The following is a 25,258-nucleotide window of genomic DNA, read 5'->3' on the forward strand; positions in this document are numbered from 1 at the left end:
CTATCCTTGGTGTTCTGTCTGTTCAATCTTGTACGCATACTGCCTCCAACCAAAGAGTGAAACACTCTCTTATAGAGGTATGTATAGCACATCGTGGCGAGAAGCCAGCTACCTTCAGCAGCGGTACTTCGACTGCTTGAGTACCGACTCATCATTCTTGTCTCTCTTATCTGGTTTATGGTACAGTTTTCACGATATGTATTCCCTCCTCTTTTCGAAACTCTTCAGGGAACATATAGCGTCTCTAATACCCAGACGGGGTTGTTGTTTACTCTTCTCATGTTAGGATATTCTGCTGCCCAGCTTCCTGCCGGTATGTTAGGAGATCGTTTTGGAGAACCTATCATAATACTAAGCGGGGTTGGCATCTTTGCTATAGCTTCGATTATAATCTTCTTCGCGCCTTCATTTACCCTCTTTACTGCTGCAGCTGTACTAATTGGTATTGGCACTGGTATTCACAAGACTGTTGCAATACCGTTTCTCTCGAAACAATATCCTCACCGAACTGGATCTGCACTAGGGATCCTAGACACGATTGGCCAATTTGGTGGTATTGTCGCTCCTATTATTGTTGTTGGATTGTTATCCAGCTCATTCCACTGGAGCTTAGTGTTTCCCCTTATTGCCATCGCAGGTATCTGTTTGGGAATTCTGTTCATCCAAAATATACCGTCATCTACCCTTAGTCCGAACCAGGCTACAGTGGAGGGTGACGGTGATGATTACCGCCTGTCTCTGTATCTCTCTATATTCTCTGACACGAAGCTGACCGTTTTTCTGGTCGTAATGACTCTTTTCACCTTTAGTTGGAATGGTATCGCTTCTTTTCTACCTCTATTCTTTGCTAACCAGAAGGGACTCTCTCCAACGACGGCGAGTACAGCCTATTCTCTTTTGTTCGTAGCGAGTCTCAGTCAACTGATTACTGGAAATCTGAGTGATAGGATCGGTCGCCTTCCTATCTCTATTTTACTGTTTTGCGTCATGATTCTCAGCCTCGTACTCATCATCATCATTGAGATGACCATCCCACTACTATTACTAACACTTATAATGGGAATCGGTCTTCACGGTTTTAGACCTGTCCGCGATTCCTACCTAATGGATTTAATTCCCACCTCTATCGGAGGGGGTGTTCTCGGCATTGTTCGAACGATTATGACTCTCGTTGGAGCGCTTTCTCCTGTGCTTGTTGGCTATCTCACAGATATCTCAAATTTCGTTGTATCATTTTCGGTCCTAATAGCAAGCCTGAGCCTTGGGGGCCTACTGGTTGCGTTTCTCAAACATCTAAGTACCTCCCAATAGATATACTTGCTATCATGGCTGATGACACCCATCCAGATTGGTGGACAACCAATCAAAATATACGAGAAGAATTTAGCTTACCTGAGTACGACCCTCCCAAATTCTCAGATGGGTGTTACACACACACAGTCATTAGTCGTCTCGAGCAAGAACACGACTGTAATATTTCCCTACTGGGTATCGATACTCGGTACGGTGATGACTGGGAAGTCAGAATCGATGGAATAACTGCAGGCCTAATCGGACGATATCGTAATGATAAAGGAAATACCATTTATGAGATGACTTCTTCGGAATTTTGCCAGCTGATAGCTGCCTCGCTCAAAGACTAACTCCCGTTATAGCGTTACGATGATCTCCTCTTCCTCAATTCGAACCGGGTAACTGGGAAGCTGAACCTTTTGTCTGGACAGACACTTGCCAGATTTGACTTCGTATTCCCATCCATGCCAAGGACAATTCAAGATCTCCCCTTCATGGCAATACTCCAACGAGACTTCTAGAGACTCAGGATCAAAAGAAGCCTCGGTAGTCCCTGTTATGTTTCCCTCGCAGACTGGTCCTGCTTGATGAGCACACCAATTATTGTATGCGTAATACTCTCCGTCTATATTGAACACACAGATTTCTCTCCCATTCAGCTGTGTGATGATTCGACCACCTTCTTCAAGCTCATCTACAGATGCTACTATATGATCAGTCATAGCTCAAGCGCAAACGCATCGGAGGCATTCTTGTACATTACCTTCTGACGACCCTCTTCATCGAACGTCGAAAGATACTGCTCAAGCGCGTCTGGATGGTCGAAGTCCCAGTGGGGGTAGTCAGATGCGAATGTGAGCGCATCCACGCCAACCATGTCTATCAGTTGTTTCATATGCGTGGGATCGTTTGCTTCACCGATTGGTTGGCTGGCAAAGTAGAATTCACGGATATACTCTTCAGGACTTTTCTTGAGGAGAGGCGCCTCGCTGCGGCGAATGGAGTATTCTTTATTGAGGCGGAACATCATCATCGGTATCCAGCCGATACCTGCTTCAAGGAATGTGAAATTGAGATCAGGGAATTTCTCAGGTACACCATGTACGAGGAGACTTGACAAGGTCATCATTTGACTCCAGGTGTGGGCCATGGTGTGTACTTCAATGAACTTCTCAAACGATTGATTCTGTCGAGGAAATTCGAACATGAATGCTCCACCACTACCATGATAGGCGATATGAATATCATTGTCTTGAGCTGCTTGGTATAGTATATCATACTCCGGGTCACCGAGTGGTGGGTTTGGGCCCGTGGTAGCAATATATGCGCCGACGATTTGATCTTCATCACCGAGTCGGTCAAGCTCTTCAGCGGCTTTATCTGGTTTTTGAGTTGCCAGCGATGCCAGCCCATAGAAGTGATTATACTCATCGAGATACTGATCTATGAGAAGATCGTTGTAGGCAGACATCAGATTTACTGCCAAGTCTGATTGTGGGAGACGAGGGAGTTTCGAAGTCGCATTGAGAATTGGATAATCTATTTGGAATTCTTCACAGAGTCTTTGTTGTACGTCTTCTGGTGATTGCACCGTGTAATGCTCGATCTTCCCTGCAAGATTCCGATCCCAACCGCTTGAGGGTAGTGGTGCATAGCCTGTATTCGCCATGTGACTCCGATATGGTTCGTCAGTATACTTCGCTACCTCTTTGGCTGGTACAGACAGGTGAACGTCTGTATCGACGATAGTGGTATCTTGTATTGACTCTTTCCTCTGGGCTTGTTGCGACATACCATGAGTGCGTATTACATGATCTGTATTAAACCTACTGTTTCGGTCAATTGGTCATCTAATAGCTGTGGAATTTGTGGTAAATGAGTGCAGTTTGTTGTCGACGATATCAACGCCGAGCCCTGCACCAGTTGGTAGGACTGCGGATCCATCAGAAGCTGTAATCGTTGGCTCAAATGGCTCGTCTTGCATCTTGATGGGTCCTACACTTTCAACCGGACGATGTACTCCTCGTGTGGATGCCGTCAGTTGAATCTCAGTACTGGTTGCTGGTGAGAGACCGAAACCATGCCCCACTACCGTAGATCGACCACCAGCCGCTGCGATCTCGATTCCAGTCTTTGTGGATAGAAGACTGCCTAACCGCATTGGCTTCAGTTTCACTCTATTAGCGGCTTTTAGGCTAATCACGGAGGAGAGATGTCGAATACTTAACAAACACTCGTCCGCCATTACTGGTACTGACGTTGATTCACTTACTCGAGCTAGACCCTCTAAATCGTCAAAGGGGACTGGTTGTTCTAAATGGGCAAGTGGAAGATGTTCCACAGAGCGTGCAAGGTTGATCGCATCTGATACTGAATATGCTCCGTTTGCATCGGCACGAACTTCCATTCCTTTTCTATTCGGATTAACCATTTCACATACTGTTTCGATACGAGCAGAGTCTATTTCCAAGTCGCCACTCAGTTTCAATTTTGCAGATTTATATCCTTTATTTCTCCACTGCTTCGCTTCTTCGCCCATTTTCTCCGGGGCATCAATTCCGATCCATGCATTGAGGCTTTCTTTTTGTCTAAGTGCTCCACCGAATAACTCAGCTAGCGGGTGCCCCCGTTGTCGACAGTACAGATCAAGAAACGCCATCTCTATTCCGCATTTCGCATTCTCTCCTCCTTCGAACGTATCTAGTAGTTCGGTTAGTTTGTTGGGTGATTGTGGGGTCACCTCGATAAGGGCTGGCAGTAGATCATTGATAAGTGCATTCTCAATGTTGGATGGTGTTTGCCGGGAGTATCCTGGCGATGGATCAACTGTTCCAATACCCCGCTCACCGTCGGCAGTATTCAGTACAATTAATACTGAATCCATAACTGAAAAATCGTGAACAGATGCACGGTAGGAGCCTTTCATCGGTATTTCAAGCCGATGGACGTCTATGGTACGAATATCCATGTGATTGTCTCGTTGTACCCTCACCAGCGATAGTAATCAACTTGAACTTTTCCCCCAGAGGGTAGTAGCAATACGACGTTGAAATCCAGTGTGTATGCTACCCACAGTTCGTCGATGACGAACTAGCATATTATATTATTTATTTAGTATTGGAACTTAATATGCGAGTCTCCTCTGGGCTCTCTATCGATTATGCTTTACAAACATATGATTGTTATCTACTTACTTCCTGAGTCCGTCTATGACAAACACACCTATTATATCTGTCATTACTAGATATACTTTAGACGTAATTCGAGTTCATTCGCTGTCCCCAGTAAAAGATCAGGCAATTCCTTTTGAAGCCACTCTCCTGAAAATCTTCGAACAGGGCCAGAAATGCTGAATGCCCCAAATACCGCATCATCTGGCCCAATTACCGGTACTCCTATGCCTCGAAGCCCATCAATCGATTCCTCGTTATTTATGCTGTATCCTCTTTCAGTAATCTCCTCTAATTCTCTAAATAGTTTTTCAGGCGCTGTAATCGTATTTTGTGTCTCAGCCGGCAATCCTATCTGATTAATCACCTTTTCAACTTTATTTGTCTTCGAGTATGCTAGTATTGCTTTGCCTCCCGCGCTCGAATGAAGGTATCGCTGTTCACCGATCCAGCGGTCTGTCTGAACACCTTGGCTCCCTTGGTCAGTATGAAGATAGATCCCTTTTCCGTGTTCTTCGATTAGAAATTGGGCACGCTCTCCCGTTTTATCAGCGAGCTTCTGGACCATGGGTTTAGCGAGTGTGTAGGCTTCCTTGCGTGTCCGTGCGTACTCTCCAAGCGACACAAAATTCAGACTCAATTCATATTTGCTATCCTCTTTGACTAAATATCCAATTTTCTCAAGTGTATTTAAATACTGATATACCGTACTCTTAGGTATATTAAGTTGAGTAGAAACATCCGTTAGGTACCCTCCATCTTGATCACGTAACAATTCAATTATTTTGAAGCCAGTCCTGAGAGATTGTATCGTTCGATCAGAGCTACGTTCATTGTCCATGATCACTAGTTACAATCGAACCTATTGAAGGTATACATTCCACACTCGAAAAGGCTACGCCTCTAATTTGACTACTCTGACGCCCGTAGAGATATCAATCATAACTCCGCTTATGAGACCAAAAGAATTAAGTACGACTAATTAGATGATTGTCTTGGCAGTAGATAACATTCACACAGGTGGTTATATGACAACGAACATCAGATCCCGGCGACGATTCTTAGGTACCGTTGGTAGTGCAAGTATAATTGGTCTCACTGGTTGTCTTAGTGTTAGTAGCGGCGGTGATAATGGCGGTGCAGAAAATTATCCATCAAATCCAATACAAACAATCATTCCATTCAGCGAAGGCGGGGGTGTTGACCGAAGCGTACGTGAACTCCAGTCTTTCTTTGAGGAATCCATCGATGGTCAGCTTCAACTGGAATATAGACCGGGCGGCGGAACACAAATCGGTCAACAAGCAGTTTTAGACGCAAATCCTGATTGCTACACCGTAGGAGTAGCATCAATGCCCGCATTTAACTTCACTATGATCACGGGCGATGCGGATTATGATCTTAGTGATTTCGCCTGGATTGGTACCAAATTGGTAGATCCAGGCGTTCTGCGCAAGCATCGAGATGATGATCGATTTGAAGATATTACTGATGTAATCGAATATGCAAGCGAGAATCCGGGTGACCTTTCAGTAAGCACCTCTGGTCCATACAATCAGAACGTGTTAGGGCTTGCACTTCTGCAAGAAGTAACTGGTGCAGAATTTAACATCGTCCCCTACGATGGGGGAGGTCCATCGCGTAACGCGCTCGTTACTCGAGAGGTGGATTTGGTCCATGCAAATGTCTACAATAGCGTGAACACTACTGATGATACAGAGGTTCTAGCAATCCATGCAGAAGAAAACAATTGGAGTGAATTGACGGATAACGCCCCTACATTTAGTGATGCTCTCGGATTTGATCAAGAAGAAATACCTCCAAGTGGACCAGAAGTCAGATATGCATGGTATACTAGTGCCGAGGCAGGTGACGAATACTCAGAACGCCTTAGTATCCTCCAAGAATCCTTCGAAGAGTCCGTCACCTCACGAGAATACGAAGAGCATCTAAGCGAATTATCGCCCCCACAAGAAGGAAAGCGAGATTTTAGACCACCAGACGAGACTGAACAATTGGCTCAAGAGAAGCAAGACCAGATGGAAAGTCATCTTGATACTATGGAAACAGTAGTCTAGTCTGCCACATGTCTTCTGAACAATCAACGTCAAATCAGATGTCAACACGTGGTGTCAATGAGAAGACTGAAAATAGCGTCAGTGAACAGACTGAAAAGGTAGATCATACCATCATTAGATTAGTAAAGAAGCTGGCTTTTCCCACGTTGGTACTAGCTTTCTGTCTAATGTATCTGAATAGTACTTGGAACCGCCTAGAGTTAAGCACACTCGTTTATCCATACGCGATCTTACTACTAACACTCGCACTGGTTGCAGTCATATATGCAAAAGAGATATTCGATACTCTAAGCAAACCAACTGCTACTTTGAGTATTTCAGAATCAGTGAAGCGATTGCTCTCTGAGTGGGATGTTTCGATTTTAGTTGTCGTTACTGCTATCGGCTACATCGCCATTATGGAAACAGTTGGATTCTTCCCCGCATCATTCCTAGCAATAGTTACAATAATGTATATCGGAGGGGTACAAAACTGGCGACTAATTGGAGTCGTTAGCATCGCTACCCTTATTGCAGTCTATATACTGTTCGTCGTGGTATTGGGAATTCGACCACCTAGTGGCTACGTACAGATAGAATTTACAGTCCCATGGTAAAACCTAAACAAGGATTATAACATGTTCGACAATCTCATCCAAGGATTAGGAATTCTTCTCTCTATAGAGAATCTGGTACTAATCAGTATTGCAGTCTGTATCGGCATCATAGCGGGTGCTATACCAGGCTTTACTGGCACAAACACCGTTGCTATTGCACTTCCCTTCACATTGGCAATGGCCCCTGAAACTGCTATTGTGTTTCTAGCTGCTATCTACGTCGGAGCCAACTATGGAGGAGCCATTCCTGCAGTACTAATAAATACACCTGGTACTGCTGGTGCTACTGCGACCGTGTTGGATGCGTATCCAATGAGCCAACAAGGAAAAGCAGGACAAGCCATCGGTATTTCTATTGCCGCAAGCGTATTTGGCGGACTAATCTCCGCCATCTTCCTTGTACTACTCATTAACCCTGTTGCAGAGATCGCATTCTTATTCGGTCAACCAGAATTTTTCGCACTCTCTATGTTCGGTATAATTGCTCTAGCATCTGTACTAGGTGATAACATAGCCAAAGGACTACTCTCAGGATTGTTTGGTTTGCTTATAGCCGCAATCACATTAGACCCAGTTACAGGCCAGCGACGGCTAGACTTTGGATTCCCTGAACTCTACTCTGATCTACCGTTCATACCCATCATCGTTGGACTGTTTGCTATCTCCGAGTTGCTCTATCTGATCAAAAAAGAAAAAATTAGTGACAAGGATATTGACGTTGATTCCTACGATAACGTTTTTGAAGGCGTTCGGTACGCACTTAAAAATCCGTTTCAACTCCTCCGAGCTACTAGTATCGGTACGATCATCGGTTCGGTCCCTGGCGCAGGTACCTCGGTTGCTAACTTTATTAGTTGGGGAGAAGCTAAACGCGCCTCTGATCACCCTGAACAGTTCGGAAAAGGCAACCCAGAGGGGGTTATTGCCTCAGAAGCATCCAATAATGCTGTTACTTCTAGTTCACTTATTCCAACACTCGTTCTGGGAATTCCTGGAAGTGGAACAACTGCGGTGATGCTGGCCGCATTATTACTTCACGGACTTCAACCAGGACCTCAGTTAATGGAAGTATTTGGTGCTGAAGCAACAGCGATCATGCTTTCGCTTATTGCTGCTAATATCGTTCTATTGTTTTTCGCTCTTGCCATTTCGCGATATATTGTTCGAGTTGTTCTACTTCCTACTCAATGGTTAGTTCCGATTATTCTTGTCTTGACCGTTATTGGAGTATACGCCCTCAATTCATCACTGTTCGATGTTTGGTTTATGATTCTCTTTGGTGTTCTCGGATTCACAATGAGAGAACACGACTACTCTCTCATTCCATTAGTCCTTGGTGTTATTCTTGGGCCGTTAGCAGAAGGTGCCTTCCGGCGGTCACTCGAATTGAGTCAGGGAGATCCATCCATTTTGTTCATATCTAGTCCAATCACTATTGCGCTTTGGATTTTAGCGCTCTTAGCGCTCACAAGTAAGCCACTTAAAAGCATGATCCAAGGATAACTCATGCAATCAATTCAATTACAGAATATAATCTCCCAGTTCTTCGTACGAACTAGGCATTGCTGGAGACAACTTGAACGAGGATGGCAAGCAGTTGCGATCAGTTCAATGATACTGGTTGTGGTCATCACCTTTGATATTTATATACCATGGTAATAGCCAGTTTCAAACAATACATCCCAGGTCTCTTTATCTTATTAACTATCGGGATCGCTGGTCGATTCATTGCGGATAAAATACCTGGCTTGAATTATCTCATTTTATCTATTCTTATTGGTCTTATTATTGGAAATACGATAGGAACTCCTGATTGGGCCCAACATGGCACAGAAACACACAAACTCTGGCTAGAGAGTGGGATCGTTCTAATGGGTGCTAGTATTGCGTTTGATCAGGTCGTTGAAGCAGGCTTACGGATCCTGTTATTTATCGTACTCATCTCCTCTCTCACAATCATAGTGCTAGAACTACTAACTCGCACTTTTTTCAACATTTCTGAGGAGGTTGGATCTCTTCTTGCAGCCGGTTCCAGCATTTGTGGTGTTTCCGCTATTGTCGCGGTCGCTGGAGCAATTAGAGCACGGCAGGATCAAATTGCTTACGCAGCGGCAACAGTGCTAATATTTGACGCTCTCACGATATTTGCTTATCCCTTGTTGGGCCGCGTACTTGGCCTTTCAGACGTTGCATTCGGGATCTGGGCAGGAACTACTATGTTCAGTACCGGCCCTGTTGCAGCTGCGGGGTTCGCGTTTTCTGATACGGCCGGCCAATGGGCAGTATTAGTGAAACTTTCTCGAAATGCACTCATCGGCGGTGCAGTCATTATGTATTCATTCTATTATATGCAACGTAACCAATCCCAGTCTTTTCGAGACGCCTTATCAATTAGATCACTAAAAAGCACATTTCCAAAGTTCGTCATTGGATTTTTCGGCATGATGATCGTCGCAAATTCTGGAATCTTATCCGATGAACAAATCCTCTCCTTCGAAAATATCTCTAACTGGATGTTTCTGCTTGCGTTTGCTGGCCTTGGTCTCGAGATACGTATCAAGACCCTCCGCAATACAGGCTTGAAGCCTATACTCCTTGTCTTCTTTTCCCTGGTTATCGTTAGTACTACCTCTCTCATGTTAATCACAGTATTATTTGGAGTGTAGTGAACAACTCCGTACGGATTCTCATATAGACCGACGTAGTAATTCCCGACTGGAATACGGATTAGTGAAGCATTCACGCCCTCTATTCAGAAAATCCAGAATATATGAATGGATGGCTCCGTTGAAATTCGTGAGAAGTTACAAGCTTGGGCGATAGTGTAACCAAATTGCAGTGCTTCAGTATGTTCATCGGGTCAGAGTCGACGAAACGGCGGTGACGATCGGCGCTGAACAGTACTGACTGTACGCGACGATCGATGTCGAGACGAAACTTCTGCTCGGCGTTCGCCTCTCAAACCGGCGAGGAACCGATCCACCGGCCGGGTTTCTCGGCCAGCTGGTCGAGAAACACTATTTTTGGAGCTGTCGTTTCTCATCGACAGCATAGGCTATTTAACCGCCCTTGCGAGGTGTGAACTGCGCGGTCACCTCGACTACCTCAAGCGAATCTGATCGAGAAGTGGTTTAGACGCTTGCAATGCGGATCGATCAGTTCCACCAGACGTAGATAGGCGGCGAACCAGCGCTGCGAACTAGCTCACCGCATTTAGGAATTACTACAACACACAGCGCCCGAGTCAAGCGCTCGATAACCGAATGCCCGCTGAGAGAGTACCCAAATATTGAACAGATGGTCCCTAGATAGAATAATATCATTTCCAAACTATCTGAATAGGATTCGTGATTGTCGTTTTCGTAGAGATCTCAGAGGGGCTTTGTTTTTACAGTATACATTAGTGTTAAATATTCTACACATATAAAATTAGACCTAGTAGAATTTAAAAAATTAGGTAAATTATTTTGTCCCTCTATCCCATGCATTGCAGAGAGATGAAGGAGAGTAAGCAACAGAAAGGGTGGGTAAAATCAGACAAAACATTATTTCTTATACTAGATTCTCTTCATATCCTTGATAAAGCTGGTGTAACAGAGTTAGCGGAAATGTCTGATTTGCCCAAATCGACTGTCCACAAACATTTAAAAGCACTCGAAAGTGAGGATTATATAATTAATGACGGAGGAAAGTACGAATTGGGTTTTAAATTCTTAACTTTTGGTGGTCGTGTGAGAGATAACAATTATTTGTGTCGTATCGCAGAATCTGCTGTAACGAAACTAAGACAGGAGACAGATCAGAACGCTACCTTTGCTATCGAGCAGGGTGGTCTCGGAATCTTTACACATATCGACCGTACTAGATATAGTATAAATTATCTCCTTTTAGGAGAACAATTTCACCTAAGTACTACTGCGGTCGGTAAAGCAATGCTCGCAACCTTATCGGATAAGGAGGTAGCTAACTTAATCGAAAAGCATGGACTTCCGCGTCGAACAGACGCAACTATTACTGACCGAGAAAACCTTCACAAGGAACTCGAGACGATTCGAGATCGTGGATATGCGTTAAATATGGAAGAGCGTCAAGAAGGTATTAGAGAAGTTGGTACTGCAGTATCGATCCCCGATCATAATATACTGGGTGGTATAAGTGTTGCTGGACCAGCTCATTACCTCTCAGAAAGCGATCTTAATGACGAATACGCGAACGCAGTACTAGCGAGTGCAGACGAAATCAAGCTACAAATTAAGCACAATAATGTAAGTTTACGATAATTAAACAACCCATATAAAATATAACATAATATTTAATAATTAAAATTCACCTAAATGGTTGTATTGTCATTTTACGTTCTTGTTCCCTATCTGACGAACATCTTATCCATTTCTACAATCGTGAACAGACTCTATTTTGGGGATGGTTTTGTGGGTATATATACCATTGTCGAACTGTGGTGGATCATAGATCGGGAGTTTCATCTCTTGACAAATTTTATTGTTCTTAATCCATCAAGCCGGTTTTTTAGCCATTAATCTTCCTCCTAACGAAAATAATTGATTACAGGATTATGAATCAAAGATATGGTAGTGGCTCCAGTATTCTCCGTTCTATCTCATGAATACCTCACTCCGTTAGAAATAGACATTAATGATCACCGATAATGCCATCACCGTTTAGTACCTTGCGGGTAAGCCTTCTTAGATCACCACTGCCCTACTGTATCGGTCTAAGTGAATCCGGCAGCAGCGACAGATCCTGTACTAATCATGTTGATAAGCATTAACTTATAGAATATAGCTAATAAACAATTGATCAGTCAGCATTCACTGTGGGTGAACGGAGTAAAATGCGGATTCAGTTTAAAAATAGAGATACTGGTGGTAACGGTCAAATTGATCATGCACTACTATTCATCACTAACCGGGTTATTCATAGACTATTTAGAATGTAACTCTCTCGGAACGACAAACACAGGGGAAATCAATTACAGACATATTCTTGTAATGGCACAGCCTACTCTTCGATAAGTAGTCTATTATTTTTGTTAATTAAATTCTTTTTAGTAACATCTGGTACGCTATCAGTGAACATTATAAATACCGTCTCAATAGAAACAGGAATTATTTTCATAGTCAAAATATTTGAATAAATATATTGTAGTCATCCATCTCATCTATCGAGCTCCAAATATCCTGCTACCTATACTAAAATAGTTGTTTAAATATACTTCAGCCGTTATTTTTGGGGGAAAATTTATATTGGTGTGTGTAACATTCACATGTGATGTCCCAAGAGGTAGCAAGCCCAGACGTAGTAGGCGACGAGCTTACGATCGACTCTGACGTACATCTCCAAATCCGCCACGAGGATCTTGTACCATATCTTGATGAGCCGTGGAGGAGCCGAATGAAAGACTCCCACACTGGTCAACAGCCAAATGACGGTTGGGACCGAACAGTAAATGGGAAATTCCTCATGGATTTTGACTCTGTTCAAACAGCTGAAGATCTAAAACATAGTCTGTGCAACGATCTAGGTGTTGACTACCCAATCATAAACACATTAGGGTTGATGAGTCGAAATCCAGAGAATGATTGGTCAGTAGCACTAATGAAAGCACATAACGATTTTCTTATTGACAATTTCTTGGATGTATATGACAATTTCCTTGGTCTCGCTACAATTACGACTCAGCAACCAGATAAAGCCGCTGAAGAAATTGATCGAATGGCAAGTGAGGAGGATATTGTTGGTATTTACATTCACAATACTGGTCCCAATCCGCCATTAGGTGATAGTTTCTACGATAGCATGTGGGAGGCTGCCGAGGACAATGATCTCAATGTAGCATTCCATGGTAGCGCTGACGGTTTTATGTTCGAATTTCCTAGACAGAACCAAAGTCTGAATCAATTCATTGAGGTACATACTCTCGCTCACCCATGGAGTCAGATGTTGACGATGATTAGCCTCATCGTTGAAGGGACTGTAGAAAAATTCCCAGATCTCAGATGGGCCTTTTTGGAAGCAGGCCTCTCCTGGGTGCCTTACATGCTATTTCGGCTTAACAAGGAATACTCAATGCGGCGCTCAGAAGCTCCCCTCTTAGAGAAAATGCCCGAAGAATATTTCCGAGAAAAGATGTACGTAGCAAGCCAACCTCTCGAAGAACCGATGGCCCAGACGGACCTAGCTAAATTAATTGACGTGGTTGGAACCGACAATATTCTGTTTGCGACTGACTACCCACACTGGGACTTCGATAACCCAGAAACTCTCAATCAGCACCTTCAACGAATGTTTGATCCAGAGGATCTAACGAAAGTGATGACTCAGAATGCGATTGAAATGTTTGACCTGACTATATAGCTAATAAGAAAGTTTCGTAATGATGAAGGAATATAACATCGCGAAAGAAGACGAAATCGGTGTGGGGGAACGGATTGTGACTGAAATTGAGGGTAGGGAGATCGCGGTATTCAATGTCGACGGAGAATACGTTGCATATCTCAATTGGTGTTTTCACCAGGCGGGTCCGTGTTGCGAAGGGAAAGTTACCGGTACGACTGAAGCTACGTGGGATTCGGAAAATCTTACGCAGACCCTTACTTATACTCGAGAAGATGAGATTCTAAATTGTCCTTGGCATGGCTGGGAATATGATATACAGACTGGTGAGTGTATTTCACGATCTGGCGTGAGCCTCCCTAGTTATCCGGTAAGAATCGAAGAGGGGAATATCATATTATCTTTATAATTAAATATTTAAATATTAAAACTTATAAGTATGTATGATCTTCATTGCCATTAGTGTGATTAGATATGTGATATAGGTCAAATATCCGGGACAGAGGAGGGCGCCGAGTGCGACTTGGTTGCGCTCGGCGACGGCATCGAGCCAGTTGTAGATCGTCTGTACGGGAACCCGAGGAACTGCTCGATCTTTGCGGGAGACTTCCCTGCAAGTACAACGAGGAGACGATCGACGGTATGGGTCGCGAGCTGAATGAGTTACCAATAAATTCAGAAGAAGCATCGGATATCGACCTCACCTACACACCCGATATGAACACTTACAGCGAGAAAGCCGTTCTGCTGAAGGTAACGGTAGGAATCTTCTTAAAAATGATCTGCCGACTGATCGGGGATAACTAGTCTACAATACGGAACCCCTGTGCAATGTCCAGATAACTCTTTTTGAGTAGGTGCCTATAATGTGGAAATTTGTCTATGTCGATGGCGAGATACCGAATCACCGATGCCCCAATGTCCCGATCAGTACGTGAGCCATTACTCTTCTCCGGGCGCCGGACGTAGCGAGCGGGACGATTTCTGACAACCGGGTACTCGCTGACGGTGGTCACGGTTGGTACTACAGAAAAAATATGCCAGCCGAGGAGTTCGGCGTTCAAAAGCGGACGAACGGAATTCTCGTCCCCGACGAGAAAACTGTGCGCCGAAACGAGGGAGACGAAGGAAAAATCGACGTTCGAGGCGCGTACGATTGGAACGAAGGTGAATACGAATGGGATCTCACGAGTATTCATCTAAACCAGGTAAGGATACCACTGATCATGAACAGAACATACAAGGGCTTCGTATATTTGGGCGAATCCGTAGAGAAGGAACACGAGCGGGTTCAGGTAGGAAATATCATCCCGACTCCGTCAGATAGCATTAGTAATACCCAACACACTTCGATCGACGCACCGTTACTCAGGCCACCGCCATTCCCATTGCCATCAAACGGTCGTAAAAACGTCGTATATGGCCGAGCAGTCGCTGTCAGAAGGTGTTATTCGCTGTTATATTCGGATCGAACAGTAGTGAACCTGTCGTTCGAATCCCATCGATTTTTCAAGCGACCCGCTCACCCGGTCGAGTCATCAAAACAATAGGTCTTAGAAAGGTTTATTTAGGGGACTGTTGATACTAGTTCGTGTGTCACGTACTACCAGAAGATCCTTTATCACGGTATGCGGTGTAGCATCAGTTACGACCCTCGCCGGATGTGCAGAGACCGATAGTTCCAACGAGAACGAGATACGCGTCGCAAGTCCGTATGGTGACGTCAATAGTACACTTCCGGTGATGCACCAAGCGCTGAAAGAGAATATCGAAAACGAAACCGACGGGGAGATCTCAGTTACACTTAGCATCGGCGGAGAGCTCGGTGCTGGGACAGAACTTGCCCGTCTTGTTCAGCAGGGCTCGGTTGAGATGGCCCTCTTCTCGTTGGGGAACATGACCCCATATGCGGATGCAGCCGACCTCGTCAACCTCCCGTTCTTAGCGGGAAAAAATCAGCAACTAGTGAATCTCGTGACCAGTGATGAATGGGATGACACCGTCCACGATAACCTCCGAGAAAGCGACTTCGAGCCTTTCGCATATGTCTGTTGGGATCCGCGTCACCTCTCGACCGGAGAAGGGGCCTCGGAGCCGAAGATTGTACCAAGTGATATGGAAGGAGTGAAGCATCGAATCAACGCATCTGAAATTCTGTCTCAGATGTGGGAAATGATCGGTGCGAACCCGACGCCAATCGATTGGGGCGAAACGTCTTCCGCACTCAGTGAAGGAGTCGCCGAGACGCTTCATGTCGACTTCATGGCGACAAACTCATTCGGGTTTCGAGACATCTTGACCCACGTTACGTTGACGGATATAATTCCAGACGTACAAACCTACGCAATGAGTCACAGCTGGTATAGCTCCCTTTCTGATGATCTGCAGGACGCCATAGACAACGCAGGCGAACAAACTTTCCAGGACATGCTTGACCAACTCCCAACATCGAGAGAGAACTCGTACAACCAACTCCGTGATAGCGGCGTAACTTTCCACGATATTGATGAATCAGAGCGACAACAGTGGCAGGATGCAATCGGGTACCAGCGCTCGGAGTGGGATGACTGGAAGACAGATCTCGCTGGCGATATGGAAACGTTTGAAACGCTGGAAAGCGCAGCCCGGTCGGACTCAGATTACGACGTTTCCGAACCAAACCTCGAGGAACTGGAGTCGAACTACGATGGATAAGAGATATGTCTAATAAGGAATCTCATTTATCATTCCGTTCGTCTATGAAAGATCTGACCGGATGGCGGTTAGCGCTCCATTTGCTGGACCGGTACGCGGAACGGTTTCTACTCTACGGATTTTACATCTTTTTGACCCTAATTATCGTCCTCGAAGTCTTCCGCAGATTCGCCCTTGACTCTGCAAGTCTTTGGGGTGAGGAAACTGCGCGATTTTCTTTTATTTACCTAACATGGATTGGTGCGAGCTGGGGCGTTCGCAAACGGCAGCACATCCGTATTAATATTATCCATCGGTATCTCTCGAATCGCGGTGTCGGGATAATGTACATCATCAGCGATATCGCAATGCTGATCTTCGCATATTTCTCGGTAAGCTGGTTCGTTCCAGTCCTACAGACAACAGCAGAGCAGGGTGCGGTAACACAGGCACTCCGAGTTAACCAAGAGTACTTCATGTTTGCCGTCCTCTTGGGGTTCATACTGCTGACTATTCGAACGATCCAGATGCTGGTATGGGACGTCCACGCCGTTATCAACGATCATCCGGTGTACGAGGGAGAATCCATCTTTGGAAGGGGCGATGATTAATGTCTATAGTCCTCATCACCGGTCTCGTAATGATCGTGCTACTGGCACTCGGTGTCCCTGTTCTTGTGGCGATCGGGCTGGGATCGGTGTTACTTGTTCAGCAAACCGGTATCTTCCCGACAACCATATACGGTAGCACGCTGTTCTCAGGGCTGAACTCCTTTGCACTTCTCGCCATTCCGTTATACATTTTGACGGGTGATGCGATCGTGGAGTCTGGTCTTTCGGAGAAACTCCTGAATTTCGCGAACAGGATTGTCGGTGGCTTCAATAGCGGCGTGGGAACTGCGACGCTATTAGGATGTGGATTGTTCGCGTCCATTAGTGGTTCGAACTCGTCTGACGCTGCCGCGATCGGTCGAATCTCGCATCATCACCTCAAGGATTTCGGCTATCCGGGCCCGTACGCAAGCGCGCTTATCGCGAGCGGTGCATCCACCGGAATACTTATTCCGCCGAGTATTACGTATATTATCGCTGGAACAGTACTTGGTGTTTCAGTAGCAAATCTGTTCATAGCCGGACTCATTCCGGGCGTACTGGTGTTGGTCAGCGCGATTGTCGCTCATACGGTGGTTAGCCGGTTGAACGGGTATGAGAATAAAAGTTCCCACAGCTCCCCACGAGAAATGGCAGCCGCACTTTGGGACGCGAAATTCGCCCTGATGATTCCGGTGATCATTCTTGGAGGGATTTACTCCGGTATTTTCACACCCACAGAAGCGGCCGCCGTAGCAGTTTTCGTCGCCATCGCTATCGGTATGAGCGTGCGGGAGATCTCTTTCTCGGATTTCCCGAATATGTTAGAACAAAGTGCGATAGTCAACGGAATTATCACGCCGATCATCGGTATCGCGATCGTCCTCAGTCAGATTCTGGCGATTTATGAGGTCCCATCCACGATAATCGACTTCTTAATCGGACCGACGACGGCACACTGGCAGGTCGTCCTCACAATGCTTGCCATTTTCCTGGTTGCCGGAGCGGTCATGGAAACGACGCCGAACATCCTTATTCTCGGACCGCTACTACTCCCCGTCGCGACGGAAATTGGGATGGATCCGATTCACTTCGTGATCTTTATGAATCTCGCACTAGCTGTCGGATTCATCACCCCGCCGATCGGCCTCAATCTATATGTCATGTCCGCAATTACCGAGGAGGACATACTCGCGATCGCAAGGCACGCTGTCCCGTATTTGATCGCAATGATCGTCGTCGTGGTGATTGTAGCGTATTACGCACCGTTGAGCACTTTTACATTCTAATATCAATCCCAAATTTCTTTTCCCTGGTGACGTATGTCTTATCGGAGCATAGTTCTCTCCGGTTGAAACTGGAGAAATTTCGGCGGCCCATTTCGGCATGCACAAGCATGCCGATAGTACAAAAATCTGTGCCAGGAGCGCCTAGTTCGGCATGTGAAAATTTCGAACCACGCTTCGATGAGTGACTGATCTCCCCACGTTTCACGCTTGACGTCGCACTCAAGGCGGTCGAGCGGCCAGTCGCACCAAGGGCCGCGTGAGAACTTCTTTGAGAAACAGCAGCGTATCGAGATTCAACTGGCCGAGAAAGATGTCTACCGCCAACATGTGCAGTATCTCTTTACGCGAGAATTTTCTTAGCAATTATGTCTCCTGCGATCAGGAACGACATGATCAGGAGGAGGAGATACTGGTGGACGTTGCTGAACAGCGATTCCATTCCTAATTGCGTGACTAATAGTAGGTTCATGAAGTACGCGAGAAACAATGTAACCGCCAGTATCTCGACGAATACCAGTACTCGGTTTCGCCCCGATTGTGCCTTCCCTTCGATTGCGGTAGCCATGCGATGTGATCACTTATTATGATACTCACTATATTAATGCTTGGTATCACGGATATCTATCTCAAATGAGAATTATGAGTGGCGACACTAACTTAGGCAGATATCCCCTATCCAAACGAACTGTTGAGCCAGTTGTTCGTGAGCAACGTCGTAACCAGTGAACGATGCGTAGAACGTGTCAATGCGGCGTTTACGTTCCTGTATCCAACATTCGATACGATTTCTCACGCTATGGCGGCGGATGACGCGTCTTCACCACGATTAACGGTGTTCGATCATACAACTCGGCGATTTCGGTCAGAAACCGCCAGTTGTGAGTAGTTTCTTGACCGGGTGACCAACGTGTGTAGGAGGTACGCATTTCAGGACCAACGACCGTAAACAGCGTGAACTCGCCATCCGTCCGCTCACGCTTGAAAAACTCAATCTTGTCTAAGACTTCTGTTAGGTAGGGAAGGTTTGTGTACATCAGCTCCGATAGGAGTCGAACCTTCCTGGCCATTTCGGTAAGTTAGCGGTACCCTGTACTGATACTGAAGATTTAAGTTAACGCTTTGCATGTGTTTTACTACCACGGAACGGGAGTGGTACCTATCACGAACTATGGCTTCGTAATCGATAACCGGCGATGTATCGGCTGTCATGCCTGCACGGTCGCGTGCAAGGCGGAACACGACGATCCAATCGGCGTCAATAAGACATGGGTAAAGTATATTGAGAAGGGAGAGTTTCCAAATACAAATCGGAACTTCTCAGTAATGCGGTGCAATCATTGTGATGATTCACCCTGCACCGATGTTTGCCCTGTAACGGCGCTCTGGGAACGCGAGGACGGTATCGTTGATTTCGACACAGAGAGATGCATCGGCTGTAAGGCTTGTATGCAAGGCTGTCCGTACGACGCACTCTATATCGATCCCGAGACGTCAACCGCCGCGAAATGTAATTACTGCTCTCACCGTGTTGACTCCGGAAGAGAACCCGCCTGCGTCACTGTCTGTCCGGAAGACGCAATCATCGCCGGCGACACGGAGAATCCAGAGACAAAGATCACCGAGACGATCTCCGATCAGGAGGTGCAAGCCCGGAAGCCCGAGAAAGGCACTGAGCCCAAGTTGTTCTACGTTGACGGCGACGAAGGAAGTCTCACGCCTGGTACAACCGCCAGGGAAGAACACTATATGTGGAGCGACGCCCCCTCGAGTATTGAAGTTCAGGGTGGCGAGCGAGAAGATTTCGATGTCGAACGAGCTGCCCGTTCGCTTGCTGAATCCGACGTGACGTTCTCAAGCGCTCGCGGCCCTGCGAAAGAAGATACTCGTACCGATGGGGGATGTGCCTGCGGAGGCAGTTGTGGGTGTGGCGGCAACTGTAAGTGCGGACGCGACGATACATCGCTGGCGTCTGATGGCGGTGTCACGAGCAGTTCTGCTACCAGCCAAACCGAGCAGTCGACAGACAACCGGAATGGTCGGATGGAGCGAGCATACGAATTACTCCATGAAGAGGCCCGTCGAGTCTACGACATCGGTGAGAGCCATTATATGTCGTGGGGCTGGGAAGTATATTCCTATACCTGGACGAAGTCGATCTCTGCTGGGGCATTGCTGCTTCCGGCGCTGTTGATGCTGACGAACATCATTGAGCCGAATGCCGGTCTCCTAGGTATCAGTGCGCTCGTTAGTGGTCTCTTTCTCGGGTTGACTGGACTTCTGCTCATCTTAGATCTCGAACAACCTCAGCGGTTCCACTGGGTGCTATTGCGCCCGAACTGGAGTTCTTGGTTAGTGAAAGGTGCGTACATCATCACCGCATTCGGGGGTTGGCTCGGCCTTATCGTTCTGGGATGGCTGCTTGATTTAGGCGTCTTTGTCCACCCACTCGCGCTCGTTATCACTACGATTCTCGCCACAGCGACAGCGATCTACACAGCGTTCCTATTCAGCCAGTCAAAAGGGCGCGATCTCTGGCAGAGCCCCGCGATGCCACTGCACATGTTCGTGCAGTCACTCATCGCGGGCGCCGCTGTTACCGCGTTGCTCGGGCTAATCGCGTTCGATCAGCTTATTGCGCCGTCACGAGTTGCCCTGTTCGGAGGCTTGATCGCGCACGTCGCGCTTGTTGGCTCCGAAATCTTCACACCCCACCAGACCGAAGACGCCGAAGAGGCCGCCGCGCGAATCACCCGTGGCCGGTTCAGCCAGCCGTTCTGGATCGGCGCGATAGGCGTCGGAATCGTGCTTCCGCTGGTTGCGCTCGTGGCTGGCGCAAGTGCCCCCCTCATTGGAGGGGCAGGCGTGCTTGCGTTGATTGGCCTGTTCGCCTTCGAGTACTGTTGGATCACCGCACCGCAGACGATATCACTAGCATAACACATGGGATCTGATTTCAATCCGAGTTGGATAGAAACGACCGCAGAGAAACTCGGTCTCCTCTCGAATAGGACGACCGATACCAAAAAACAGCGCCAAGTTCGTGGTACCAACGACGTCGAACGAATGGTTCCGGACGGACTGCTTGGTGGCTACCCGGACCCCGATGACTGGGACGCTTGGACCGAGTACGGCTCCGATGGAACGCCTCGCGAGTATTCGCTCGTGCCAACAGCTTGCTTCAACTGCGAAGCGGGCTGCGGACTGTTGACCTACATTGATAACGAGACCGGTGAAATTCGCAAGATAGAAGGGAATCCGGAGCACCCCGGAAGCCGCGGACGCAATTGCGCGAAGGGGCCGGCAACGATCAACCAACTGACTGACACTGGTCGCATTCTCCACCCACTCAAACGGGATGGACCACGGGGCAGCGGACAGTGGACGCGCGTCAGCTGGGAGGACGCGCTGGATGATATTGCCTCGGAGATGCGCACGACGATAGAAGACGGTCGTGAGAATGAGATCACCTACCATGTCGGTCGTCCTGGCCACGAGGAGTATATGGATCGGGTCATCGACGCTTGGGGACTCGACGGTCATAACTCCCATACGAACATCTGCAGTGCGGGTGCCCGCACTGGCTACGCACTATGGCACAAATACGACCGACCGAGCGCTGACTTCGCGAACGCCGAGTTCGTTCTACTGCTATCGGCCCACCTCGAATCGGGTCACTACTTCAACCCTCATGCCCAGCGCATTATGGAAGGGATGCAAGACGGTGGCCAGCTTGCCGTCCTCGACCCGCGACTGTCTAACACCGCGGCCATGTCGGACTACTGGCTTCCCAGCCAGCCAGGAAGCGAGGCTGCAGTCCTGCTAGCAATGGCGAACGTAATCATAGAGGAGGAACTATACGACGCCGGGTTTGTGCGCCAGTGGGTGAACTGGCAACAGTTCCTCGACGAAGAGTACCCCGATAGGGATTCGACGTTTGAGACCTACCTCGAGACGCTGAAGGAACTCTACGCTGAATTTACGCCCGAGTACGCCGAGGCAGAGAGCGGCGCCGATGCCGACCAAATTCGAACAATCGCCCGAAAGATCGGCCGTGCCGGCGACCGATTTGCGTGTCACATCTGGCGAAGTGCCGCAAGCGGCAACGAAGGCGGCTGGCAGGTCGCGCGGTGCCTACACTTCCTGTCAGTGCTAACTGGGAGTGTCGGTACCAAGGGTGGCACCTCACCCAATGCGTGGCATAAGTACGATCCGCACCTCCCGAACGAACCGCCGCGCCAGAAGCTGTGGGACGAGCTGCAACTTCCCCGAGAGTGGCCGTTCGCTCACTACGAGATGAGCCAGTTGCTTCCGTATTTCCTTAAAGAAGGTCGTGGGAAGCTTAGCGTTTACTTTACGCGGGTGTTTAATCCCGTCTACACCTATCCCGACGGATTCTCATGGATCGAGGCACTAACCGATGAGGAGTTGGTTGGCCTCCATGTGGCACTTACACCGACATGGAACGAGACGGCCTACTTCGCTGATTACGTCCTTCCAATGGGCCATAGTCCCGAACGACACGATATTCAGAGCCAAGAAACGCATGCCGGGACCTGGGTGACCTACCGTCAGCCCGTCCTTCGGGAATATGCTGAGCGGCAGGGAGAGACCATTGAGCGGACCTACGAAGCTAACCCCGGCGAGGTATGGGAGGAAGACGAATTCTGGCTTGATCTGTCGTGGCGAATTGACGAAGACGGAGAGTTGGGCATCCGCCAGTACTTCGAAAGCCCCTACCGTGGCGATGAAGATGACAAGCCGGTCAAGATGACCATCGACGAGTATTATCAGTATGTCTTCGACCATGAAGAGAATCTCGTCGATGCCGCTAACGAAGCGGGGATGGAGCCATTGGAGTATATGAAACATCATGGGGCGTTCGAGGCCTCGACAAACGATTACAAACTCCACGAGGAGCCGCTGGATCCCTCGATTCTCGAGAACGAGGATGTCTGGGTCGACGAGTACGGCACGATTCGACGCGGCGACGAGCCCGAGTTCTACTCTGAATCGGACACCTCGGAGGTACTGGGCGTAATGGTTAACGGTGAACCTCGACGCGGGTTCCCGACACCGACTGGAAAGCAGCAGTTCTACTCAAAAACAATGGCGGAGTGGGGGTGGGATGATCTTGAGTACACGCTGCCGCACTACATCAAATCGCACGTCCACCCGGATGAGCTCGATTACGAAAACGGCGAGCGAGTGCTCGTTCCCACGTTTCGGTTGCCGACACAGATCCACTCGCGCTCGTCAAACTCAAAATGGCTCGAGGAGATCTCGCATAATAATCCCGTGTGGGTCCACACAAAGGACGCCAAGCGGATGGGTGTCGAGACGGGCGACCTCGTCCGTGTGGTGACCGAAATTGGCTACTTTGTGAATGAAGTCTGGGTAACCGAGAGCATCAAGCCCGGCATTGTGGCGATGTCTCACCATATGGGTCAATGGAAGATTAACCGTGAGGACGATCGCGATATCGAAGAAGGTGGTGATCCCTATGGGAAGGTCACCGTTGATCTCGATTCCTCGAACAGCCAATGGGGTATGCGGCAGAGCGAAGGTATCGGCCCGTTTGAAAGCGACGACCCGGATAGTGAGCGCGTCTGGTGGACCGACGGTGGCGTTGCTCAGAACCTCACCCATGCGCCACATCCAGATCCAATCTCAGGGATGCATTGCTGGCACCAGAAAGTGACTGTTCGTCCCGCGGCGGAAGATGACTACTACGGCGACATTTATGTCGATACCGACCGAGCATTCGAAATCTACCAAGAGTGGGTCGAGAAAACTGATCCTGCACCTGGGCCAAACGGCCTTCGACGGCCGAAATGGCTCAAGCGGCCGATTGCGCCATCGACTGAGTCAGGAAAAGACGATGGCTGGTACGTTGACGGTCCAGTTGGTAGGAATATACGCTGGGATCCCCACGAGGGATCAGCAGCGAACAACGACTGATCACATGGCGGACGACCAGACCCAAGTACAAAAGGTTCGTCGCCGGATTGCAGAGGCCAACGTGGGTGACACGGATCTCTTCATGGACCTTACCGCGCTCGGCGGAATCGGTTCGATCACTGTTGAACATGGTGTCGTCGCTGTCGAGATTACGCTCCCCATTCCCAGCGATCATATCCGGTCGAAGATCGAGCAGGAGATTGTGGAAGCCACAACCGACATCGATGGAGTATCCGATGTTCGCTGCCGATGGGAACTGAACGTGAGCGGTAGTGACGAGCGAGTTGATCTCATCCCTGAGGTAAAGAATGTGATTGCTATCTCGAGTGGAAAGGGTGGTGTTGGTAAGAGCACCATCTCAGTGAACCTCGCAGTCGCGCTCGCGTCAGTAGGTGCAACGGTCGGCGTGCTCGATGCCGACGTATACGGTCCGAACGCTCCAGCAATGCTTGGCCTCTCGAATCGAACTCCAGCAACAACACTTGATGACGCAATTAACCCCAGAGAAATTCACGGCGTGCGGGTTATGAGCATGGATTTCCTTGCTGGAGAAGATGACCCTGTCATCTGGCGTGGCCCCATCGTTGACGAATTCATCAAACAACTGTTCGGTGACGTTGAGTGGGGCAGCTTAGATTACCTGATTGTTGACCTTCCTCCTGGAACGGGTGATGCCCAGTTGACGCTCGCCCAGCACCTTCCGGTCGCCGGCGCAGTGATTGTGACGACGCCGCAACCAGTCGCTATCGATGACGCGCGTCGGGGGTTGGAGGGGTTCGCACGATATGGGGTGCCTATCCTTGGGATTGCGGAGAACATGGCTGGCTTCTCCTGTCCAGATTGCAGCTCGATTCATGATATTTTCGGCTCGAATGGAGCGACCGGCTTAGCAGAGGAGTTCGATGTCCCGGTCCTCGGGCGAATTCCGCTGGAGACGAGCGTAGGCACAATTGAGTCGAACGAGTCTAAAGAACCGCCGGGGGTTACTGTCCCGCTTGTCGGTCGCATCCAACTGCCGAGAACACGCGAGGAACGCGAGCAGCAATCGGCTCTACGACCAATCGCGATCCGAGAAACAGATACTCAAGCGGGTCGTGCATTGCGAGAGCTCGCTACTCGTACGGCGGCACGAGTAGCTGACTCCCATCACTCTTTGGAGTAGATTTGGTCGTAACCACTTGTGATTTCAGCCATCAGTCATAATCTACTACCGTTTGTAATAGACCAAAAGAAACAGATAACTACTAAAGTATCACC

General features: G+C 48.0%; 21 protein-coding genes. 16 read left to right on the forward strand and 5 right to left on the reverse strand.

The genetic code is table 11. The annotated features are described in order from the left end of the window. Window positions 1–93: 93 nt before the first annotated feature. Both QRT08_RS17850 and QRT08_RS17855 read left to right on the forward strand, forming a co-directional pair. Entirely contained in the window at window positions 94–1,311 is a 1,218-nt protein-coding gene (locus QRT08_RS17850; RefSeq protein WP_286047339.1) for an MFS transporter, read from the forward strand. A gap of 14 nt (window positions 1,312–1,325) precedes the next feature. Then, window positions 1,326–1,643 (forward strand): hypothetical protein, encoded by a 318-nt coding sequence (locus QRT08_RS17855; protein ID WP_286047340.1) that lies wholly within the window; start codon window positions 1,326–1,328, stop codon window positions 1,641–1,643. A 6-nt stretch (window positions 1,644–1,649) separates the two neighbouring features. On the opposite strand, the gene QRT08_RS17860 is transcribed toward QRT08_RS17855, so the two are convergent. The 4 genes from QRT08_RS17860 to QRT08_RS17875 form a co-directional block, all read right to left on the reverse strand. Beyond that, window positions 1,650–2,015: a Rieske (2Fe-2S) protein gene (locus QRT08_RS17860; RefSeq protein ID WP_286047341.1), complete on the reverse strand. Its 366-nt coding sequence runs from the start codon at window positions 2,013–2,015 to the stop codon at window positions 1,650–1,652. Further along, a complete protein-coding gene (locus QRT08_RS17865) occupies window positions 2,012–3,085 on the reverse strand; it encodes an amidohydrolase family protein (RefSeq protein WP_286047342.1) in 1,074 nt (357 codons plus the stop codon). Before QRT08_RS17865 ends, QRT08_RS17860 begins: the two co-directional genes overlap by 4 nt. 54 nt (window positions 3,086–3,139) lie before the next feature. Beyond that, complete coding sequence (locus QRT08_RS17870) at window positions 3,140–4,261, reverse strand: mandelate racemase/muconate lactonizing enzyme family protein (protein ID WP_286047343.1); 1,122 nt, start codon at window positions 4,259–4,261, stop codon at window positions 3,140–3,142. A gap of 272 nt (window positions 4,262–4,533) precedes the next feature. Further along, window positions 4,534–5,304, reverse strand: coding sequence for an IclR family transcriptional regulator (locus QRT08_RS17875; RefSeq protein ID WP_286047344.1), 771 nt, complete (start codon window positions 5,302–5,304; stop codon window positions 4,534–4,536). A 187-nt stretch (window positions 5,305–5,491) separates the two neighbouring features. Here QRT08_RS17875 and QRT08_RS17880 point away from each other — a divergent pair, with 187 nt between their 5' ends. From QRT08_RS17880 to QRT08_RS17930, 11 genes are all read left to right on the forward strand, one after another. Next, on the forward strand, window positions 5,492–6,541 hold the full coding sequence (locus QRT08_RS17880; protein ID WP_286047345.1) for a Bug family tripartite tricarboxylate transporter substrate binding protein: 1,050 nt from the start codon (window positions 5,492–5,494) through the stop codon (window positions 6,539–6,541). Between the two features lie 38 nt (window positions 6,542–6,579). Continuing rightward, window positions 6,580–7,137 (forward strand): tripartite tricarboxylate transporter TctB family protein, encoded by a 558-nt coding sequence (locus QRT08_RS17885; protein WP_286047346.1) that lies wholly within the window; start codon window positions 6,580–6,582, stop codon window positions 7,135–7,137. A gap of 21 nt (window positions 7,138–7,158) precedes the next feature. Further along, window positions 7,159–8,640 carry a tripartite tricarboxylate transporter permease gene (locus tag QRT08_RS17890; RefSeq protein WP_286047347.1) on the forward strand — a complete coding sequence of 494 codons (1,482 nt, stop codon included), beginning with the start codon at window positions 7,159–7,161 and terminating at the stop codon, window positions 8,638–8,640. A 149-nt stretch (window positions 8,641–8,789) separates the two neighbouring features. Continuing rightward, the gene (locus tag QRT08_RS17895) at window positions 8,790–9,803 is read left to right on the forward strand and encodes a YeiH family protein (protein WP_286047348.1); all 1,014 of its coding nucleotides are present in this window, start codon (window positions 8,790–8,792) and stop codon (window positions 9,801–9,803) included. Between the two features lie 831 nt (window positions 9,804–10,634). After that, window positions 10,635–11,417 (forward strand): IclR family transcriptional regulator, encoded by a 783-nt coding sequence (locus QRT08_RS17900; RefSeq protein WP_286047349.1) that lies wholly within the window; start codon window positions 10,635–10,637, stop codon window positions 11,415–11,417. 1,009 nt (window positions 11,418–12,426) lie between these two features. Continuing rightward, complete coding sequence (locus QRT08_RS17905) at window positions 12,427–13,512, forward strand: amidohydrolase family protein (protein WP_286047350.1); 1,086 nt, start codon at window positions 12,427–12,429, stop codon at window positions 13,510–13,512. 22 nt (window positions 13,513–13,534) lie between these two features. Next, the gene (locus QRT08_RS17910) at window positions 13,535–13,900 is read left to right on the forward strand and encodes a Rieske (2Fe-2S) protein (protein ID WP_286047351.1); all 366 of its coding nucleotides are present in this window, start codon (window positions 13,535–13,537) and stop codon (window positions 13,898–13,900) included. A 233-nt stretch (window positions 13,901–14,133) separates the two neighbouring features. Next, complete coding sequence (locus QRT08_RS17915; protein ID WP_286047352.1) at window positions 14,134–14,298, forward strand: hypothetical protein; 165 nt, start codon at window positions 14,134–14,136, stop codon at window positions 14,296–14,298. A gap of 786 nt (window positions 14,299–15,084) precedes the next feature. After that, window positions 15,085–16,185 carry a TRAP transporter substrate-binding protein gene (locus QRT08_RS17920; RefSeq protein ID WP_286047353.1) on the forward strand — a complete coding sequence of 367 codons (1,101 nt, stop codon included), beginning with the start codon at window positions 15,085–15,087 and terminating at the stop codon, window positions 16,183–16,185. Window positions 16,186–16,229: 44 nt separating this feature from the next. Continuing rightward, entirely contained in the window at window positions 16,230–16,775 is a 546-nt protein-coding gene (locus QRT08_RS17925) for a TRAP transporter small permease (RefSeq protein WP_286047354.1), read from the forward strand. A gap of 29 nt (window positions 16,776–16,804) precedes the next feature. Further along, complete coding sequence (locus QRT08_RS17930; RefSeq protein WP_286047355.1) at window positions 16,805–18,043, forward strand: TRAP transporter large permease; 1,239 nt, start codon at window positions 16,805–16,807, stop codon at window positions 18,041–18,043. Window positions 18,044–18,383: 340 nt separating this feature from the next. Here QRT08_RS17930 and QRT08_RS17935 read toward each other — a convergent pair whose 3' ends face one another. Continuing rightward, entirely contained in the window at window positions 18,384–18,608 is a 225-nt protein-coding gene (locus QRT08_RS17935; protein ID WP_286047356.1) for a hypothetical protein, read from the reverse strand. A 560-nt stretch (window positions 18,609–19,168) separates the two neighbouring features. Here QRT08_RS17935 and nrfD point away from each other — a divergent pair. Genes nrfD through QRT08_RS17950 form a run of 3 tightly spaced genes read left to right on the forward strand, consistent with a single transcriptional unit; the run spans window position 19,169 to window position 25,163 of the window. After that, entirely contained in the window at window positions 19,169–20,980 is a 1,812-nt protein-coding gene (gene nrfD / locus QRT08_RS17940) for an NrfD/PsrC family molybdoenzyme membrane anchor subunit (protein ID WP_286047357.1), read from the forward strand. A 3-nt stretch (window positions 20,981–20,983) separates the two neighbouring features. Continuing rightward, on the forward strand, window positions 20,984–24,001 hold the full coding sequence (locus QRT08_RS17945; RefSeq protein ID WP_286047358.1) for a molybdopterin-dependent oxidoreductase: 3,018 nt from the start codon (window positions 20,984–20,986) through the stop codon (window positions 23,999–24,001). Between the two features lie 4 nt (window positions 24,002–24,005). After that, entirely contained in the window at window positions 24,006–25,163 is a 1,158-nt protein-coding gene (locus QRT08_RS17950) for an Mrp/NBP35 family ATP-binding protein (protein WP_286047359.1), read from the forward strand. Window positions 25,164–25,258 lie beyond the last annotated feature (95 nt).

Source organism: Halalkalicoccus sp. NIPERK01 (genome assembly GCF_030287405.1).
Lineage (GTDB): Archaea > Halobacteriota > Halobacteria > Halobacteriales > Halalkalicoccaceae > Halalkalicoccus.

Bases quoted from the DNA above. Each gene is read 5' to 3' on its own strand.
- QRT08_RS17880 (WP_286047345.1), top strand. From the start codon at position 5,492: ATGACAACGAACATCAGATCCCGGCGACGATTCTTAGGTACCGTTGGT.
- QRT08_RS17895 (WP_286047348.1), top strand. From the start codon at position 8,790: ATGGTAATAGCCAGTTTCAAACAATACATCCCAGGTCTCTTTATCTTA.
- QRT08_RS17870 (WP_286047343.1), bottom strand. From the start codon at position 4,261: ATGGATATTCGTACCATAGACGTCCATCGGCTTGAAATACCGATGAAA.
- QRT08_RS17860 (WP_286047341.1), bottom strand. From the start codon at position 2,015: ATGACTGATCATATAGTAGCATCTGTAGATGAGCTTGAAGAAGGTGGT.
- QRT08_RS17915 (WP_286047352.1), top strand. From the start codon at position 14,134: ATGGGTCGCGAGCTGAATGAGTTACCAATAAATTCAGAAGAAGCATCG.
- QRT08_RS17930 (WP_286047355.1), top strand. From the start codon at position 16,805: ATGATCGTGCTACTGGCACTCGGTGTCCCTGTTCTTGTGGCGATCGGG.
- QRT08_RS17935 (WP_286047356.1), bottom strand. From the start codon at position 18,608: ATGGCTACCGCAATCGAAGGGAAGGCACAATCGGGGCGAAACCGAGTA.
- QRT08_RS17950 (WP_286047359.1), top strand. From the start codon at position 24,006: ATGGCGGACGACCAGACCCAAGTACAAAAGGTTCGTCGCCGGATTGCA.
- QRT08_RS17900 (WP_286047349.1), top strand. From the start codon at position 10,635: ATGAAGGAGAGTAAGCAACAGAAAGGGTGGGTAAAATCAGACAAAACA.
- QRT08_RS17855 (WP_286047340.1), top strand. From the start codon at position 1,326: ATGGCTGATGACACCCATCCAGATTGGTGGACAACCAATCAAAATATA.
- QRT08_RS17865 (WP_286047342.1), bottom strand. From the start codon at position 3,085: ATGTCGCAACAAGCCCAGAGGAAAGAGTCAATACAAGATACCACTATC.
- QRT08_RS17905 (WP_286047350.1), top strand. From the start codon at position 12,427: ATGTCCCAAGAGGTAGCAAGCCCAGACGTAGTAGGCGACGAGCTTACG.
- QRT08_RS17885 (WP_286047346.1), top strand. From the start codon at position 6,580: ATGTCAACACGTGGTGTCAATGAGAAGACTGAAAATAGCGTCAGTGAA.
- QRT08_RS17890 (WP_286047347.1), top strand. From the start codon at position 7,159: ATGTTCGACAATCTCATCCAAGGATTAGGAATTCTTCTCTCTATAGAG.
- QRT08_RS17925 (WP_286047354.1), top strand. From the start codon at position 16,230: ATGAAAGATCTGACCGGATGGCGGTTAGCGCTCCATTTGCTGGACCGG.
- QRT08_RS17875 (WP_286047344.1), bottom strand. From the start codon at position 5,304: ATGGACAATGAACGTAGCTCTGATCGAACGATACAATCTCTCAGGACT.
- QRT08_RS17910 (WP_286047351.1), top strand. From the start codon at position 13,535: ATGAAGGAATATAACATCGCGAAAGAAGACGAAATCGGTGTGGGGGAA.
- QRT08_RS17945 (WP_286047358.1), top strand. From the start codon at position 20,984: ATGGGATCTGATTTCAATCCGAGTTGGATAGAAACGACCGCAGAGAAA.